The 14,234-nt window shown below is 69.1% G+C and carries 12 protein-coding genes and 2 pseudogenes; 8 read left to right on the top strand and 6 right to left on the bottom strand.

Going from position 1 to position 14,234, the window contains the following annotated elements; genetic code table 11:
• Nucleotides 1-305: 305 nt before the first annotated feature.
• On the bottom strand, nucleotides 306-1,166 hold the full coding sequence (locus tag IEZ10_RS36520; protein WP_189251087.1) for an aminoglycoside phosphotransferase family protein: 861 nt from the start codon (nucleotides 1,164-1,166) through the stop codon (nucleotides 306-308).
• Nucleotides 1,167-1,204: 38 nt separating this feature from the next.
• On the opposite strand from IEZ10_RS36520, the pseudogene IEZ10_RS39615 reads away from it, so the two are divergent.
• A pseudogene (locus tag IEZ10_RS39615) lies at nucleotides 1,205-1,324 on the top strand (IS5/IS1182 family transposase); the annotation flags it as partial.
• 41 nt (nucleotides 1,325-1,365) lie between these two features.
• The gene (locus IEZ10_RS36515) at nucleotides 1,366-2,325 is read left to right on the top strand and encodes a DUF1963 domain-containing protein (protein WP_189251086.1); all 960 of its coding nucleotides are present in this window, start codon (nucleotides 1,366-1,368) and stop codon (nucleotides 2,323-2,325) included.
• 807 nt (nucleotides 2,326-3,132) lie between these two features.
• Here the strand turns inward: IEZ10_RS36515 and IEZ10_RS36510 are convergent.
• Both IEZ10_RS36510 and IEZ10_RS36505 read right to left on the bottom strand, forming a co-directional pair.
• Entirely contained in the window at nucleotides 3,133-3,585 is a 453-nt protein-coding gene (locus tag IEZ10_RS36510; RefSeq protein ID WP_189251085.1) for a hypothetical protein, read from the bottom strand.
• A complete protein-coding gene (locus IEZ10_RS36505) occupies nucleotides 3,582-3,845 on the bottom strand; it encodes a hypothetical protein (protein ID WP_189251084.1) in 264 nt (87 codons plus the stop codon). The genes IEZ10_RS36510 and IEZ10_RS36505 overlap by 4 nt, the downstream gene beginning before the upstream one ends.
• 897 nt (nucleotides 3,846-4,742) lie before the next feature.
• Between IEZ10_RS36505 and ligA the strand changes: the two genes are divergently transcribed.
• Complete coding sequence (gene ligA / locus IEZ10_RS36500; RefSeq protein WP_189251083.1) at nucleotides 4,743-6,815, top strand: NAD-dependent DNA ligase LigA; 2,073 nt, start codon at nucleotides 4,743-4,745, stop codon at nucleotides 6,813-6,815.
• Nucleotides 6,816-7,267: 452 nt separating this feature from the next.
• Here the strand turns inward: ligA and IEZ10_RS40165 are convergent, their stop codons facing one another.
• Both IEZ10_RS40165 and IEZ10_RS36490 read right to left on the bottom strand, forming a co-directional pair.
• Nucleotides 7,268-7,402 carry a hypothetical protein gene (locus tag IEZ10_RS40165; protein WP_268246416.1) on the bottom strand — a complete coding sequence of 45 codons (135 nt, stop codon included), beginning with the start codon at nucleotides 7,400-7,402 and terminating at the stop codon, nucleotides 7,268-7,270.
• A 1,734-nt stretch (nucleotides 7,403-9,136) separates the two neighbouring features.
• A complete protein-coding gene (locus IEZ10_RS36490) occupies nucleotides 9,137-9,325 on the bottom strand; it encodes a hypothetical protein (protein WP_189251081.1) in 189 nt (62 codons plus the stop codon).
• Between the two features lie 731 nt (nucleotides 9,326-10,056).
• On the opposite strand from IEZ10_RS36490, the gene IEZ10_RS36485 reads away from it, so the two are divergent.
• From IEZ10_RS36485 to IEZ10_RS36465, 5 genes are all read left to right on the top strand, one after another.
• A complete protein-coding gene (locus IEZ10_RS36485; protein WP_229812021.1) occupies nucleotides 10,057-10,911 on the top strand; it encodes a phytanoyl-CoA dioxygenase family protein in 855 nt (284 codons plus the stop codon).
• A gap of 147 nt (nucleotides 10,912-11,058) precedes the next feature.
• The gene (locus IEZ10_RS36480) at nucleotides 11,059-11,271 is read left to right on the top strand and encodes a hypothetical protein (RefSeq protein WP_189251080.1); all 213 of its coding nucleotides are present in this window, start codon (nucleotides 11,059-11,061) and stop codon (nucleotides 11,269-11,271) included.
• 29 nt (nucleotides 11,272-11,300) lie between these two features.
• Nucleotides 11,301-11,966 (top strand): pyridoxamine 5'-phosphate oxidase family protein, encoded by a 666-nt coding sequence (locus IEZ10_RS36475; protein ID WP_189251079.1) that lies wholly within the window; start codon nucleotides 11,301-11,303, stop codon nucleotides 11,964-11,966.
• 118 nt (nucleotides 11,967-12,084) lie between these two features.
• Nucleotides 12,085-13,260: an MFS transporter gene (locus IEZ10_RS36470; protein WP_189251078.1), complete on the top strand. Its 1,176-nt coding sequence runs from the start codon at nucleotides 12,085-12,087 to the stop codon at nucleotides 13,258-13,260.
• Between the two features lie 32 nt (nucleotides 13,261-13,292).
• A complete protein-coding gene (locus IEZ10_RS36465) occupies nucleotides 13,293-13,745 on the top strand; it encodes a hypothetical protein (protein ID WP_189251077.1) in 453 nt (150 codons plus the stop codon).
• 378 nt (nucleotides 13,746-14,123) lie between these two features.
• Here the strand turns inward: IEZ10_RS36465 and IEZ10_RS40595 are convergent.
• A pseudogene (locus IEZ10_RS40595) lies at nucleotides 14,124-14,234 on the bottom strand (Cgl0159 family (beta/alpha)8-fold protein); the annotation flags it as partial.

Below are 14,234 nucleotides of genomic sequence, written 5' to 3'. Positions count from 1 at the left end.
ATCGCGTACTCCACGCGGTGCGCGCCATCACCGTGCCAGCCGATCGCGATGGCCCTGCCGCCGTCGCGCGAGAGCTCCGACAACCGAGGTTCTTCTGTGACGTCCATCCACTGGATCTGCACCGCCAGAGTCCAGGCGTCGCAGGGGCCGACGAGGAGGACCCCGTCCTCCGGGCCACGCCCCGGGCGCGTCGCTCTGGCGGGGCTGACCGGTCGGAGCGGCCGAGATCTGGCGTGCCCCTGCTCTAAGGCCGGCAGCTGAGCCACGCCGTCACCCCGTGCTCTACCGGGCGCTGCGTCACACCTCTAGGTGAGAAGCACCTGGTCGAGGACGTGATCGCCGATGGCCGCCATGCCGGGGTCATCGGCCGAGTGGGCGGCCAGAGCAGTGCCCATGGCGAGGGCCCAGCCCCGTGCGCGCTCCCAGGTCACCTCGTCGGCGTCCACGCGTGATCGGAAGACCTCGCGCGCGTTCTCGTCGAACACCAGCCACCCGGCGGCGAGATCGGTGGCGGGATCGCCGCTGGTGAGGTCACCGAAGTCCAGGACAGCCGCCAGCCCTTCCCCATCGAGCAGGAGGTTTCCCGGGTGCGGGTCGCCGTGGAGCCAGAGCGCGGGTCCCTGCCAGGGCGGGAGTGCGGCCAGCTTCTCCCAGAGGGGGAGAAGATCAGCTGATCGGGGAATGGACTGCAGGCGTTGCCGTACCGCTTCGTCGCGGGCGGCGAGCGGGACGCCGCGGGAGGGATTACGCGGGGCGTCAGGCGGTGCGGGCCGGTGGAGGCCCGTCATGAAGTCGGCCAGCGGGACGGCGACGCCGGAGCGGTCGGACGGCGGCACGTCGGCGGCCGTGCGGCCTTCGAACCAGGGCGCGATCGTCCACGGCCACGGGTAGCCCTCGCCGGGCACGCCGGCCCTGACGGGTACGGGCAGCGCGACCTCGACATGGTCGGCCAGGACCGGCAGCCAGCGTTGCTCGTTGACGATGAGTTCGACGGCAACCTGGCGACGCGGCAGCCGTACGGACAGGTCCGCCCCCAGGCGGTAGATGACGTTGTCCCAGCCGTTGGCAACGGGGGTGAGCGGGCCCACCAGATCCGGATGCTGCACGCGGATCAGGCGATCAACGAGATCGTCGTCGATGCCGACTTCCGCCGCGGGGGTGTTCATGCCGCAACGATAGTGCGGAATGGCCTCCTTTCGCGCTGCTGCACTGGTTCCGTCGCCTGCGCATCCGATGGGAGATCCACGGCGACATCCACGAAGCCCTACTCAAATTCGGCTGCGCCCTCATCTGCCGACGCCGCCTCCGAACCACAAAGACTTAGGAGTTCCTAGCCGCAGATCCACATCTGGCAATATGTCGGCCGTGAACTACTACGGTCAGTTCCGTCGCGCGGCGATCGAACAAGGCATCCCCGAGGACGAGGCAGAAAAGTTCGCAGGACTCCTCCGCTTCACCATCTGGGCGAACGAGCGCTACAACGGCGAAATCGTGGCGCATCCCCGGGGCCTCCCACCTGGGCAGCCCGCCGACCTGCTGGTCGGCCGGACCGGCGGGTTGCCCCGGCTCCCGATAGGCATGCCATGGCCGACCGACTCGCGGGACCCGCTGCCGTTCGTCGCGTCCTTCGACTGCGCCGCACTTCCGCGGGTCGACGGGCTTGCGTTACCGCCGGACGGCTCGCTGCTTGTTTTTCTTCATCACGAAGAGGCCTACGACACCTTCGATCGCGGCGAGGAGCAGCAGTACGCGCGTATCGTCCACGTTCCGGCCGGCACGGACACCGTGGCGGCGGCCCCTGCGGACCACCCCCGGTACCCCTTCGCCTCACAGCGCGAGTTCATTGGCCCGGAGCAAGACCTTTTCGCCGTCGTCCATGCGGACCTCCCTGAGTGGCTGAACGAGGAGGAGGCGAACCTGTCTTCTTTCCAGAAGCAGGTGGCGCGCGACCTGCCACACCGCCGAGAGCTCTGCGCTTTGGTTGACCGGCTGTGGCCGGCCGGGAACTCCGCCACCTTCCAGTTCGGCGGTTACTCGTGGAACACCGGCGGGATTTCCAGAGGCCACCTGTACGACGACCCCGAGCTGACGATCGCGGAGGAGAATTTCGAAGCCCGGCAGAAGCTCAGCGACGTGGTCATCGATAGGGAGCGGGAGAATTTCCTGGTGGAGGAGGAGTTGCAGCGGGTCATGCGGGAGTGGATTCCCCTCATCCAATTCGACCCCGGTGACGAGGTCTATTTCGGCCGCTTCCTGATGCGTGTCGATGACCTCACCGCCCGACGATTCGACCAAGCCGTCTCATGGACGGGGTTCACCGAATAACGTTGGCCGGCCCTTAACGCTACGGTGCGACAAGGTCGAATCGGCTGGCGCTCACCGCGGCCCGGCGCCCGAACTCGCCGGGCCGCGGTGTTCTGCCGGCGCCAGCTCCGAACCGCAGAAGCTAGGAGATCTTAAGGCGACGTCGTAGCCGAGCGCGTACACCGGCCACCGCGCAGCTGCACGACCGTGACGGTTGACGGGCCGCCGCCGGCGCGGGGTGGGCGCAGGGCGGCGGACACCGCAGTCACCTACTGGACGGGCATGGGCTTGACGGGCGAGCCGTCCTCGTACTCCCACCGCTTCTCGACGGAGTCGGCCTGCCGTCAACGAGGCGAATCGGCCGGTGACCGGGGAGTGTGAGGGACCGGCAGGCCCCTCACCTGGGGTTCGGGGCAAAGCCCCAAACAGACACGGTCCGAGCGTGATGCGCGCAGCGCGAGGACCCAGCGAGGTCCAAGACGCGGGTCGCGCCATTCACCGTTCAGTGATCCACAAAACAGGTCCTAGGTGACACTCCGCGGAGCACCTCCGCCACAGGTGAGCGCACCACCGGCCTCTCCCCCGACCGATCCACCACGACATCCGGGGGGAAGTCCGGCCCCAACATCGCCAAGTGCCGGCCCAACCGGGTGGCCTTCCCTACCAATTCGTCCGCCTCGGCAACCCCGAGAGGTCCGCCCTCCACGCCGGCCCGCTCCAATTCCTCCTCCACGCTCTGCCGGGCCTGCTCCACCTCGGCCAACTCCACCGCCACCCCCGCGGCCTCCACACGCTTCACCCGCCCCATCGTCGCAGCCAACGGCCGGCTCAGTCGTCGGGGGCGGACCTCGTTCCCGTGTCGAACCTCGCCGTCACAGGCACCGCGCTCCATTCGCTCACCTCATCGCCCCTATCGACGCGCAGCAGCCGCGCCTGCATGACGTCCGTCAACCGGTCGGCGCCGGGCAGGAACTCCGGGCCGTTGACGAAGTGCATGACGGCCCCGACGACGTCCTGACTGTCATCCTCGTCGAGGTCCTCGGCGTCGAACGGCCTCCACCCCATCGCGGTGGCCGCCGCGAGAAGGCGAGCCGGGTCGTGGACGTGCACCTCCAGCAAGCTGATCGTGCGTACGACCGGCCCGGGGAAGGCGTCGAGGCGGGCGTCGCCCGGCGTGCGGCTCTCAAGGTCACCACCGAGGCCGGCCGAGTCGCCACGGCCCCGCCGCAGGGCCTCCCACGTGGCGGCCAGTTCAGGAGCGTCGGCCCAGGTCCCGTTCACGACATCGGCCAGCGTACGGCGGAAGGAGGCGGCGGGCGCGTCGCTGCGATCCGCTCCGACTCGGCGCGGGCGGCGGTGCCCAGGCCGTTCTCCAGCACCGAGGAGAGAAGGTAGGCGGCGTGCTGAGCAACGGCGGGATCGGTGCAGGTCAGTACGGCATGCAGGGTCGCGGGCTGACCGGAGCGCTCAACGAGGGCGTACACCCTGCTCTTGGCGCGGGTGTGCTCGCAGTGGAAAGCACGAGGGACGGCAGAGGTCATGATCGGGTTCTCCATCAACGTGAGGTACGTGGAAAACCGCTGGTGGGCGCGGTACGGCCACGCCCCCTGACGGAGAAGTCCTGCCCGCTGGTGCTGCTGGTACGGCCAGCTGCCCGGTTCGGTGTTCGCATCGTACCGCCGTCGTCTGCGGACAGGACCACGCCATCGACCCGGGCCTGCAACGGAAGATGGCCTCGCGCTGCACCGACGTACGCGAGTGGCGCACGGGCCACTCCCCGTTCGCAGGACAGCCCGATCTCGTCGTTGAACTCCTGCGGGAACCGCTTGTCACCACCTCGCGTAGGTGAGACGGCGAAGTCACAACCACTCGTTGATGGCTGCGATGAGGACGGTCGCTTGGTAGCGGACGGCGAGCTTCTCATAGCGGGTGGCGACTGCGCGGGGGGCGCCTGTGGCGCTGCTGCCGTTCGGTCCGCCGCACCTGGGCCTATCACGCACGGTGAGGGCCGGCAGGGCGGTTACCCGGCGCCGCTCCTGCCGGCCCCTTCCCGCACGCCATTTCCGGGCGCAGCCGATGGGGTGTGGACCGCGGCACGGAAAGACCGGGAATCGCCATCACGGCGAGATGATCATGGTAACCTACCGGCCACACCGGGCCGACCGGCGCGGAAGCGGATCCGGGCGGGACCGCGCACTCCGCCTCCGCCGCATCGGCGATGTCTGCCGCGGAAGTGACGCCCGCGGGCGGCGCGCCGCCCGCGCGCCTCAGGCAAGGACGGTCGCCCGGCCACCGGCCGCTCTCTTGACGATGACGGCCGCCACCGTGTCTTGGCCGCCCATACCCTCGGCCCGCCCATCACAGGAACCGACAGCTCCCCCAGCTCACTTCCCGTTTGCAGATCGGAGAATGTCGGCCCCGCCCGACAGGATGCATCCATGAACGACGCCCCACCCCTCACCGCCCTCGCCGACCAGGCCACCTACGCCGCAGCCGTACAGCTGGCCGTCGACGCCTCGGCCGCCTACTACGGGCCCGGCGCCTCCCCGCTCGACGACGACGCCTACGACCGGTTGGTACGCGGCATTGAGGCCTACGAAGCCACGCATCCCGACCAGATACTGCCCGAGTCCCCCACGGGCAAGGTCGCCGGCGGCGCCGTGACCGGCGACGTCCCACACACCGTGCCGATGCTCAGCCTGGACAACGTCTTCTCATCCGAGGACCTCATGCGGTGGGTCGCCGGACTGGAGCGGCGCCTGGGCCGCCCCGTCGTGGCATGGGGAGTGGAGCCCAAACTTGACGGCCTGGCCATCTCCGCCCGTTACCGGAGCGGCCGCCTGACCCAGCTCGTCACCCGCGGCGACGGCACCGCCGGCGAGGACGTCAGCCATGCGATCGGGACGATCGTCGGACTGCCCGACCGGCTCACCGAGCCGGTCACGATCGAGATCCGCGGCGAGGTCATGATGACAGCCGAGCAGTTCGAGGCGGCGTCCGCCAAGCGCACCGCGCACGACGGCACCGCGTTCGCCAACCCGCGCAGCGCCGCCGCCGGCACCTTGCGAGCCCAGGACCGCCCGTATGTCTGTGAGCTGACGTTCTTCGGCTACGGCGCGCTGCCACTGCCACCCGACGATGTCTCCGAACTCGCGCAGCGACTGCGTGAGCTGCCACACAGCAAGATCATGGACCTGGTCGCCGACCTCGGCGTGGCCACCACCGCCACCACACCGGTCACCGGCATCGTCGCCGCCGACATCGAGGAAATCCAGGCCCGCGTGGAACAGATCTCCGGGCTCCGCGCCGAACTGCCGTTCGGCATCGACGGGATCGTCATCAGAGCCGACCTGGCCGCCGATCAAAAGCAGGCCGGGTTCAGCAGCCGGGCACCGCGCTGGGCGATCGCCTACAAGCTTCCGGCCGTCGAGAAGATCACCAAACTGGTCGGCGTGGAGTGGAACACCGGCCGCACCGGCGTCATCGCCCCGCGCGCGGTACTGGAGCCGGTCGAGCTGAACGGATCCGTCGTCACCTACGCCACGCTCCACAACGTCGCCGACATCACCCGTCGCGGCCTGCTGCTAGGAGACAGCGTGGTCGTCTACAAGGCCGGCGACGTGATTCCCCGCGTGGAGGCGCCCGTGGCGCACCTGCGCACCGGGGAGGAGCAGCCGATCGCCTTCCCGCAGGTGTGCCCGAACTGCGCAGGTGCCATCGACACCAGCCAGGAGCGGTGGCGGTGCGTACAGGGCCGCGCCTGCCGCGCGCTGGCCTCCATCGTCTACGCGGCCGGCCGCGACCAGCTCGACATCGAAGGCCTGGCCGAATCCCGCATCGTCCAGATGCTGAACGCCGGGCTCATCGCCGACTTCGCCGACCTGTTCACTCTCACCCGCGAGCAGATCCTCCCCCTGGAACGCATGGGCGCCACCAGCACCGACAACCTGCTGGCCGCGATCGAGGCAGCCAAAACCCGGCCGCTGAACCGCGTGTTCTGCGCGCTGGGCGTCCGCGGGACCGGCCGGTCCATGAGCCGCCGGATCGCCCGACACTTCGGCAGCATGGACGCCATCCGCGCCGCAACCACCGAGGAGCTTCAGGCTGTGGAGGGCATCGGCCCCGAGAAGGCGCCAGTGGTGATCGCCGAACTGGTCGAGCTCGCCCCGCTGATCGACAAGCTCATCAAGGCCGGCGTCACCATGATCGAGCCCGGCATCACCGCGATGACCGCCGCCGACGGTGAGGACCAGGCTGTCGCGCTGCCACTGACAGGCAGATCCGTGGTGGTCACCGGGGCAATGACCGGCCCGCTGGCGGCTCTGAGCCGCAACCAGGTCAACGAGCTGATCGAACGCGCCGGAGGCAAGGCCTCATCCGGCGTCTCGGCGAAGACATCACTGCTGGTCGCAGGAGAAAAGGCAGGCTCGAAGAAGACCAAGGCCGAAAATTTGGGCGTGGAGATCGTCACCCCGGACACGTTCGCCGAAATGGTTCACGCTTTCCTTTAGCCTGCCCCGGCGCTCCGCACCGGCCCGGACCAGAGCGTCGGAGGCCGCTGCTGCACCCACCAGCGCCACAGGCCGGTTGGGGCTTCGCCCATGCCAAGAACTGAACCCTTGGTGCGCTCACCAGCGGCGCCGACGCCCGGAAAGGAATGAATCAGGCACTCTGACGAGTGCGCCACCGGGCGAGGATCTCCTGGTCAGCGACGCGTTCCGTAGCCTCTGAGTGAAGTTGTTCCTCCTCTGTGCGCGCCAGCGGCAGCCAGAGGAGGTATTCGGGGTCGTCGCTGGTGATGTCCCGGGTGCCATCACACGTGACGCCATTGCTCAACGTGATCGCTACGGGGACGCGGAGCATACCACCCGGCAGTATGGTCACCTGCATGGCCGTGTCCTTTCCGGCGTCGATCCCGCTTCAGCATAGTCGCCCAGCCGCCGCAAAAACCAAGAAGGGCACCTCAGCCGATTCCGTAGCGGCCGGCCATCCAGTGGTAGATACCCTCAGCCTCAGGTTCGTCACCGATCAACGCGATCAGCCGGCTCACTCGCCGGGTCAGGACGCAGGCGAAGGACTCGGCGAACAACTCCCCCACGTCCTGACGGTAGGGCGGCGGCAGCTGAACACACCTACGGGCATGCAACCGGCTCCACCACTGCGCTTGAGACGGCCTGTTCTCCATGTGATCGACCGCATGGCCCAGCTCGTGACCGCAAACCGATATGGAGGGTGAGGGAGCACTACCGATGCCGATCCGCCTCTGCAACGGGTCATAGACCCCCGCAGTACGCTCCCATGATCCAGCCTGGACCGGCAGCGGAACACCGCGCAGCCCTTCAAAGCCCGGCAGGTCCGGCACCGATCCCGGGCCGATGACAATGCCCCCGCTCAAATGGACCGCCAACCGGGCCGCGAACGCCTGAGGCAGAGCCGACAACGTCAAGACCGCGAGAAGGGCTTCCCGCTGGAGGAAAGGTGTCGGGGTTCCAGTGGCGTACCAGGCGGGACTCCAGCGGACCAACGTGCAACCAGCCCGGACGCCCTCTGCTGCGATCAGCCACCGTGGCCGCGTCCTCCCGCATGTTCAAGCGCGATCGGCTCAGGGTCGCCGATCAACGGATGCTTGACGATCAGCCTGGATGATATCCCCCGCGCCGACGCGGAACGGCTGTTGTTCTTCGCCGGCTGCTACCTCATCGATTACGGCGACGTGTGTTCCCGCGGCGCGGGGTCTGAGGCTCCGAAGTCCCAGGGACGCCAGAGCCCAGCCGACCCATCGGTTCCTTCGCGCGTTCCCTGGCCGCTCGGCCTTCTGCCTGTGCAGCCGGGACGGTTTCATGCGCCTGACCATCTCCATCGACGACGCCGAGGCCATCCTGCGCCGCCCGAACGGCCCGGCGGCCGCCGTCCTCTGCCTGCCGCGCCGGAGGACCTGACCCGCACCGGCGACTGGCGGGCCCGCGGCACGACCATCGGCTTCGGAGGCTCGACTCGGCCTGCTCAACTCCATCGCCGCCGCGGGATGGACCTACGGCGAGGCCGTCGCGCAGATGCGCCAGGGCCCCTGGACCGGACTGCCGTGCTCCTGGAAAGCCGCCACCTGAGCTATCGAATGACACGCCTGGCGGCCGACCGGCAAAAAGCCGTCACCGGCGTGGCCTGGAGCAGGCATGCCCGCGACTGCAACACAAGCGTGGGTAGACCTTCCACACCCCCTTCTCCCCTCCAGGGGCTGGGTTTGGTGTGGAGCATCAGAGAAATTCTCTGAGCAGGGCCCTTTACTATGTAGATTCGAACAGTTCGGCTTTCCGTTCTTCGGCAACCGTCCCCTCACCGGATCTTCGTGATGCCGGTCTCCGGTCGATCCGTACCGCCACGTGGGAGGAAGCCGACAGCCGGGTGTTGGACCACTGGCAGCAGATCCGGCGGTGGCGGACCTGTGCGTGGCTCGCCGAGCGCGACACTGAGCGCGTCCGGGGCTGGGGCCGGGCCGCCGCGTCGATTCGCCTGCTGCTGCGGGCCATCGCTGCGGCGGCCCGGATGGACGGCTCGGTGACCCCGGTATCCGGCTGCCGCTCGCCATCGGAGATGACGGGCCTGGACCACACCGTCGTCTCCCGGCATCTGCGTCGGCTCCGTGAGGAAGACGATCCGTTGATCGATCTCGTGGAGGCGGCGTCGGGCCGCCGGGCTGACCGCTACGGGCTCCGCGTTCCGGAGTCATACCGTTCCGAAGCACGGTGGATCCGCTGGCCGGCCGGTCCCATTGATGCCCTCCATCCCACTCTGCACGCCCTGGGGGCGGTCGCCGCGCTGGTGTATGAGGAGCTCAGCACCGTCGAAACCGGGGGGCCGAGCTCTTCAGCCAGACCATCAGCGACGGCCGGTTCTCGTCGGTGTCGGTCATCTCACGCACCCAGTCCATCTCCCCCAGGCTCGGCGAGTACGCCTCGCGTAGCTCCCGCTCGGAGATGGTCCGCTTGAACCGCGGATAGGCGGTGTTGTCGATCGACGCCATCGGGGCACAGCCCTCCCAGCAGCCCCCGAACACCACAGAATGCGCCATACTGGAGCCGAACGATCACCGTTCGCGAGATAGAACACGCGAAGATCTTCTTTCCCGCTTCGGCTCGCTCACGGGGATAAACAGCTTCCGAGATTACGCAGCAGTGTCCTGGATGACCTCCCCTCACTCATGGCGCTCTCCAGCGGCAGGTCAACGACGGTCCCACGCACAGATTCAAGATCGGCTCATGGCCGGTTCTGGCCGTACCTCGGCTGGGCCCGCTCCCGGCCCTCCGTGCCCGGGTTCGTGCGATGAACCCTGAAATGGCTTGCCGTAATGGTGAATATTGTCGGTGCTCTCGAAAATAGTCGGTTCTGCGATATCAGCACCGCGGGCGTTTCGTGAGCCATCCGCGCAGGCGGCCTTCGCAGAATCTCTCCGACGCCCCGCACGTTCCGCGGGACGGCTCCGATACGGCCTGGACCTGTGTGGACGCCCCGCTTCGGGGTCCGTCGCCCGGGCCTGGCCGGAGGCCGCACAGGGCCCCGCGGCCGCAAGCCCGCGGGGTTCGGTTGCGCCCGTCACCTGCCGAGAACCCTCCTCGGACCGGCCGCGCCCGCGGCGAAGTTCGACCACCTCGCTGGACAAAGACTCATATGGACAATATTTTGTCCATATGTAAGGACATATTGTACGAAGACATGCACACGCCCTGGGTCCGCGCCTGGTCGAGGAGAACGTACATGCTGGTCGACGAGGTTCGCCGCATCACTCCTAAGGTCCTGACGGAAGAGCAGCGGGAGTTCTACTTCAGCAACGGCTATCCGCTCCTGGAGGAGGTGATCTCCAGCGAATGGCTCACCCGGCTCCGGGCGACGACCGACGAGATGGTCGAGCACAGCCGAACGATCGACCGCTCCGACACGGTGTTCGGCATCGAGCCGGGACACTCCGCCGAAACTCCTCGGCTACGGCACGTGACCAGCCCGGTCGACCAGCACCCGGACTACTGGCGCTTCGCGCGCGACTCGGCGCTCGCCGACATCGCGGCCGACCTGGTGGGCCCGAACGTGAAATTCCATCATTCCAAACTGAATTTCAAATGGGCCCGCGGCGGCGTCGAAGTGAAATGGCACCAGGATGTGCAGTTCTGGACACACACCAACCACAGTTCGCTGACCTTCGGCACCTATCTGTACGGCTGTTCCCCGGACCAGGCGCCGCTCGGCGTGATTCCAGGCAGCCATGAAGGCGAACTCTACGACCTCTACGACTCCGACGGCGTCTGGACGAGGGCGCTGAACGATTCCGACGCCGCCGCACTGCCCGCCGACCGCACGGTCTATCTCCCCGGGCCGGCCGGGTCAGTGACCGTTCACAACTGCCGGACCCCTGCACTGCTCGGCCAAGAACGAGTCGGACCTCGGTCGGCCGCTGCTGCTGCTCAACGTGTACAGCGCGGCCGATTCCACCATGCCCTATACCGCGAACCCGCTGCCCAGCAGCCACACCGGCGAGATCGTACGCGGCGAGCCGACCCGGTGGGCGGTGCACGACCCCCGCCCGTGTCTCCTGTCACCGGACTGGTCCGGCGGTGATCACACCAGCCTGTTCGTCACCCAGCAGCGGGAGACCACGCGGCGCTAGAGGCGCGGCGCATCCCGCAGGAAACCGTGGCCGCACTGCCGCTCAGTGCCGCCCGGAACTCCGCCGTCGGCCGTACCTCCGCGCACGAAGAGGGCGACATGAAGCTGGGAATCATCGGAGGCGGCGGCGCGGCCGTCGCGTTGCTGGCCGCGCTCACCCGCGACAGCCTGGCCCCGGGCCTGGTCCGCGGCTTCGACGGCGTGGTACTGCACGGCTCCGGCATGTACGTCGCCGAACCGGACCGGATGCCGGAACGGTCCCAGGTCACCGAGGTCCACTCGGCCGAAGACGTCGCCAAGGCCGTGCTGTGAGCACCCGGCGGAACAGAGAGAAGACCGATATGAGCGGTACCGGGCATGACCCCCTCTCCCCCACGGCACGCAGCACCGTACGCCGCTACCACGAGCGCGCCGCGACCGACCGCCAGGCCCTGTACGACGTGCTGGACGCCGGGCTCGTCTGCCACCTGGGGTTCATCGCCGACGGCGGACCCGTCGTGCTGCCCAGCGTGTACGGCCGCGAGGGCGACACGCTGTACCTGCACGCATCGGCCGGCTCCCGTAGCGCGCGCGTCCTCGCCGCCGGGACACCGATATGCGTGACGGTGACCCATCTCGACGCCATCGTCTACGCGCGCTCGGTCTACCACAACTCGGTGAACTACCGCTCGGCCGTCGTCCACGGAACCGGGCGGCTCCTGCGCGAGGAGGAGAAGAAGCGGCACGGCATGCGGGTCGTGGCCGAGCATCTCGCGCCGGGCACGTGGGACTACGGGCACGAACCGGACCGGAAGGTGCTGGCCCGGGTCGCCGTCATGGCCCTCGACCTGGCCGAGGCGCCGGTGAAGATCCGAGACGCGCCGCCCAGCGATCACGGCGACCGGGTCGATCCGGACAAGTGGGCCGGTCTGCTGCCGGTACGCACGTCCTTCGGCGTCCCCCGGCCCGAGGCGCGGGTGCCCGACGGGCTGCCGGTGCCGGAGCACATCCGCTCCCGCCGGATGTGACGGGGCGTGCCCACCACCCCGGCCGTCCCCGCAGCGTTTCAGAAAGCGCAGGTGAGTGACCATGTCGTTCCCCGAAACATCACCCGCCGCAATCGGGGCCGAGTGTCCGCCGGCGCCCGTGCACGCGCCCGGCGGTGGCGCGCGAGACTCGCGCCGCGCGTGGCTGGCGGCGGCGGGCGCGACGCTCGCCGCATCCGTCGTCTACGGGCTGGCGTACAGCTACGGGCAGTTCTTCGGGCCCATGGCCCAGGCCTTCCGCGCCGGTGACGGCGCGGCGTCCGTGGTCTTCTCGATCACGACCCTGCTGGGGTTCGGCCTGAGCGCCGTCACCGGCCCCGTCGCGGACAGGGTCGGTCCCCGCGCGATGCTGCTCACCGGCACCGTCTGCCTGGGACTCGGCCTGCATCTCACCGCGATCTCGGACGCGCTGTGGCAGGCGTACCTGGCCTACGGGCTCGGCATCGGGCTGGGAGTCGGATGCGTGTACGTTCCGGTGCTCACCGCCACCGGCCGCTGGTTCGACCGTCACCGGGCGGTCGCCACCGGCAGCGTGGTCACCGGCGTGGGGATCGGGACGGTCGTCAGCTCACCGCTGTCGGCCTGGATGGTGAGCCATTTCGGCTGGCGGCACGCCTATGAGTACTACGCCGTCGGGGGAGCCGCGCTGCTGCTGCTGGCCACCGCCCTCATCGGCCGGCCGCCGCAGGCGCCGGACTCCCCCATCGCCGCGCAACGGCCACCCGCCCGTGGATTCCGTACCCTCTACGTGGCGTCGCTGCTCGTCTGCATGGCCAACTACGTTCCGTTCGCGCACCTCGCCCCCTCGGCGCAGCGCCTGGGCATCGGCGCCCTGGCCGCCGCGGCCCTGATCTCCGCCATCGGCATCAGCAGCATCGCGGGCCGCCTGGTGATCACCGTCCTCGCCGGCCGGTTCGGATCGCTCACCCTCTTCAAAGCCTGTCACGCGGGGATCGGCCTGGGCCTGCTGGTATGGGCGACCGCGCGGGGTTACGGGGGACTGCTGGCCTTCGCGATCATCCACGGCGCCATGTACGGCGGCTACAGCGCCCTCCTCCCCGTCGTGCTGGGCGACCAGTTCGGCCTGGCACGCCTCGGCAGGCTGCTCGGCCTGCTGTTCACCGCACTCGGCGCCGGCTCCGCCCTCGGCCCCGCGCTGGTCGGATACCTCGTCCAGAGCACCGGCGGGTACGGGACGGCCCTGGCGGTTCTGACCGTGCCCGGACTCCTGGGCGCCGGCGTCGTCATGAGCTACCGGGAGCGGAGCACCCCGTGATCTCCGCCGCGACACAGTCGGAAGGTGATGTGATGGCCGGGCGCGGCGTCGTGATCCTGGGCAGCGGCTCGCTGGCCCGCTCGATCTGTTACTCCCCGGCGGCCGTCTGCGCCGCGGAATGCGTCGTGACCGTCGTGTCGACGACGCCGTCGAGCTCAGCGGAGGTGTGTTACGTCGCGGACGTCCGGGCGGCGTCGAGCGGCACCCCGGTACCGTTCCGCGCCCTGTCGGTGGACCGGTACTCAGCCGGATCCATCTCCCCGATCCTGCGGCGGGCCCGTCCGCGGATCGTCCTGAACTGCGCCTCCTACCAGTCCCCCTGGGAGAGGACCCGCTCGCCCTCGGCGTGGACCGCGCTGATGAACAGAGCGGGTTTCGGGCTCACCCTCCCCCTCCAGGCGGCCGTCGCCGTCGAAGCGGCCTCGGCGATCGCCGCCCTGGGCCCCCTCCCCTCTTCCTCAACGCCTGCTTTCCCGACGCGGTGAACCCACTGCTCAGAAAGCTCGGACTGCCGGTCTTCTGCGGCGTGGGGAACGTGGCGCTGCTCGCCGCCTCGCTGCGGGAATCACTCCGTTCGGCCCGCGGGGGACGTCTTCAGGTCCTGGGTCACCACTGGCACCCGCATACTCCCGGCGACGCCTCCGACGAGGCGCTGGTCTGGCTGGACGGGGCACCGGTCCGCGAGGTCGGCCCGCTGCTCCGGCGTCAGCGCGCTGCGGCCCGATCCGAGTCGAACGCCGTGACGGGCCACGTCACCGCGCTGCTGCCGGCGGACCTCGTCACCGGGCGCGAAGTGCGGACCAGCCTGCCGGGCCCGCTCGGGCTGCCCGGTGGTTATCCCGTCCGCATCCACGGATGGAGGCGATGGCCTCTGCGTCGTAGGCGGTGAAGCGGTCATCGATCTCGAACGCCGAACCGGCCAGGCCGGTCCGGTTCATCGATCCGAACACCGACTTGCCGTCCAGCACGCCGAG

The sequence above is a fragment of the Streptosporangium pseudovulgare genome (assembly GCF_014648055.1).
Lineage (GTDB): Bacteria > Actinomycetota > Actinomycetes > Streptosporangiales > Streptosporangiaceae > Streptosporangium > Streptosporangium pseudovulgare.
This window is presented reverse-complemented; position numbering and strand designations above follow the sequence as displayed.

Coding starts and splice junctions, on each gene's coding strand:
- IEZ10_RS36520 (WP_189251087.1), bottom strand. CDS start 1,166: ATGAACACCCCCGCGGCGGAAGTCGGCATCGACGACGATCTCGTTGAT.
- IEZ10_RS36505 (WP_189251084.1), bottom strand. CDS start 3,845: ATGACCTCTGCCGTCCCTCGTGCTTTCCACTGCGAGCACACCCGCGCC.
- ligA (WP_189251083.1), top strand. CDS start 4,743: ATGAACGACGCCCCACCCCTCACCGCCCTCGCCGACCAGGCCACCTAC.
- IEZ10_RS36490 (WP_189251081.1), bottom strand. CDS start 9,325: ATGGCGTCGATCGACAACACCGCCTATCCGCGGTTCAAGCGGACCATC.
- IEZ10_RS36485 (WP_229812021.1), top strand. CDS start 10,057: ATGCTGGTCGACGAGGTTCGCCGCATCACTCCTAAGGTCCTGACGGAA.
- IEZ10_RS36480 (WP_189251080.1), top strand. CDS start 11,059: ATGAAGCTGGGAATCATCGGAGGCGGCGGCGCGGCCGTCGCGTTGCTG.
- IEZ10_RS36475 (WP_189251079.1), top strand. CDS start 11,301: ATGAGCGGTACCGGGCATGACCCCCTCTCCCCCACGGCACGCAGCACC.
- IEZ10_RS36465 (WP_189251077.1), top strand. CDS start 13,293: ATGGCCGGGCGCGGCGTCGTGATCCTGGGCAGCGGCTCGCTGGCCCGC.